1 protein-coding gene is annotated in these 3111 nt (G+C 36.7%); it reads left to right on the forward strand.

Annotated features, from left to right (window positions below):
- Nucleotides 1-2499 (forward strand): autotransporter outer membrane beta-barrel domain-containing protein (locus ACFIMK_RS00410; protein ID WP_375683044.1); only part of this gene is annotated, 2499 nt, incomplete at its 5' end.
- Between the last annotated feature and the right edge of the window lie 612 nt (nt 2500-3111).

Consider the following 3111-nt stretch of genomic DNA (forward strand, 5'->3'; position numbering starts at 1 on the left):
AAAAATTTTTTGTTATGTACAATTGCTGGAACTTTGATTTTTTCTCATTTCGGTTCAACTTATGCAAATACATCAGCTCCTGAAACTCCTGGAATTTTGGGAAAGATTGAATTAAATAAGGGAGAAGAAAAGACTTTAAATAATGTTCTTGTCCGCGATAAAGGACCTGGAATATTAGCGCATGATAAAGCAGCTATCACAATTGTAAAATCAACAATACACACGGAAATGTCTGCACTTTCTGTATCAGAAGGTGGACGCATTCATGCTAAAGAAATTAAAGCAAATACAGTATACAAAGGTTTAGAAACAAAGAATGGTATAATCAACGTTGAAGATTCAACCATAACCGTCCAACGAGGAGGTGCCGGTGGTATCGTTTTTTATGAAACAAAAGATTCTTCACTGAAAAGTGGAGAAAAAGTTGTCAATAAGGTTGTTCTTAGCAATACAAAACTTCTTGTGAAAAACGGTACCGGTATTCTTGGTCCCTACTGCTCAAGAGCCGTTGCTGAAGTTCAACTTAAAGACTCAGAAATTCGATCTGACGTATTATTGAGAAATAAAACGAAACGTAAATATTATGACAACGATACTCTTCCTGTAACTTTAGCATTAACCGCTGATAATTCAACAATAGAGGGACGAGCAAGAACTTTAAAAGTCAATACAACGGTTTTGACTCTGAATAACAAAAGCAAATGGTACTTAAAGACCTCTCAAGAGGAAGTCGATACTGACTTTAATGTGTTTAACTATGAGCTCAGTGATATTAAACAACGAGCCCTTTCTACCGTTTCAGTACTGAATCTTAATAATAGTTCTATCATATTTAAGACACCACAAGGGCGGGAAAAAGATCATTATCATACCTTGTATGTAGGGCGAACAGCTGAGGTTCGTAGACCTGAGGGAAGTACAATCCCCGATATAGAAAGCACTTATAATACAGTTTACAATGCCACAGGCAATGCAAAAATTTATTTTAATATTGAATGGAGTGATGGTCTAGTAAAAGAACAGCAAAAAGCTGACCGCCTCCTTATTCATGGTGATGTATCAGGCAGCACAACAGTCCATATCAAAAACCTTGCGAAAGGTGAGATATTAAAAGCTGAAGATTCTGTTTCCTCGAATATGCGTGGTCTTTCAGTCATTCAAGTTTCTGGAAATGCAAATGAAGATTCCTTCAAACTTGCACACGGCTACACCACAATGGAGGGATTGCCCTATAAATATATACTCAAAGCCTATGGTCCAACATCCAGCCATGGGACAGCCGATAGCACACAAAGTCATTTTAGCGGAATATCACAAGAATCAAAAGAAAATACCCTCAAAGACTACACAATCTACACGATATCAGCATCAGGAACAATGATTGAAGGTGTTTCACCAAAAGAGAAAGAAGCGCAAAATACCGGTTCATCATCCCTTGGACAAGCAAACAACGCACAAAACATCTTGGAAAAAAATCAGAATTTCTGGGATTTTCGCTTGCAAAATGCGACTCTCGATAATGAAGGAAAGATCAGAGCTCTCGTTCCTCAAGTGGCAAGCTATTTGTCCATGCCTAACGCACTATTCTCAGCTGGACTGGCTGATATAAACAATCAAAACACTTTACTCAACTCGATGCAGGAAAACACCTTTGAGACAAAAGATCATAAAAACAAAGGAGTCTTCTTCTCAACTTATGGAAATAAGATGACATTATCCTCTCACCGTACGCCATTACAATATGGCTATGGTGCCGATATTCACTATGCAGCTTTACAGGCAGGCATTACATTAGCAGCTCTAGAAGATCAAAATATGACCGCCAATTTCGGTCTTTTGGGGACATATGGGAAATTAGCTTTCACCCCTAAAGACATGGAAGGTGCTGACAAGAGTACACTCAATAAATGGTCAATTACTGCATATAGTGGGCTGCGCCATAATAATGGGATATACCTCCATGCGCTCTTCTCCTATGGAATGCTCAAGGGAGATATCACCACAGCTCTCATAGGAAAGACTGCAGAATTGAAAAATGCTGATACATTCAGTGCATCAGCAACCATTGGACAAAAATTCGAAACCAGTAAGAAAGGATTGGTCTTTGAACCACAAGCACAACTTGTTTATCAACGCCTCATGCTTGGCACACTCTCAGATGTCGATGGCTTTGATGTGGATATGGGAAATCCTTATCAATACTTAGTGCGTGTTGGTGGACGCTTAACGCAAACGAAGCTTTCTATTGAAAACAGCGGTATTCTTTCTTTCTATGGTAAACTAAACGTTGTTAAAGCTTTTTCTAACAATGGTACAATACAGATTGGTGAACCATTCCACCTTGATTCTATAGGAGCTGCCCTTGAAGGTGGATTTGGTGTAAATGCACAATTATCACAAAATATCGCCCTTCATGCTGATGTTAACTATCAATATAAGCTTCAAAAAACTGGTATATCTGGAGCAAGCTTTTCAGGTGGAATACGCTATCAGTTTTAAGAAAACGCAAAAAACAATTTATATTCTATTCATTTTAATAAAAGGCAGTGCAAATGTGCTGCCTTTTTACAATCTATCGGAAAGAACCGTTAACAACTATTCTTTCTACCACCTTTCTTGAGCCAATTAATCTCACTCAAACCAAATGTAATAAAATCTGTTATCTCTAAATGAATACTGAATTCTCAAGAGAGCTGCCTTTTTGATTTATAAAAATCAAATGCTTTTAATAAAATTTTTTGTATTTTAAAACACGTAATAAATAATTCTCTGTGTAAGAAAATCAATTAAAAGCTTTTTGTAAGCACACAACAACAGCTTCTCCAAAAACTTTGTAGAGTTTCCATAACAACAGCCTTAAGCAACAAACATCCTTGCAAAATATTTTGTTTCTTAACACTTTTAAACGGAATACTGATCAATCTAGCTTTTCTGCAATTCATAGTTTCTAACTGCAATTTTTATTTTAAAAGCTCTTCTAAAATCATTTTTTTAACGATAAAGAACACGATACAATATTTCGTTTTGTTGTTTACAATAAAAACATAATGATATAGAAACTGTCTGGGTACTTGCGCCATCAGGGGAATGAAGTAAGCATCAAAGCATACC

Source organism: Bartonella sp. AP280QHHD (genome assembly GCF_042196125.1).
GTDB lineage: Bacteria > Pseudomonadota > Alphaproteobacteria > Rhizobiales > Rhizobiaceae > Bartonella.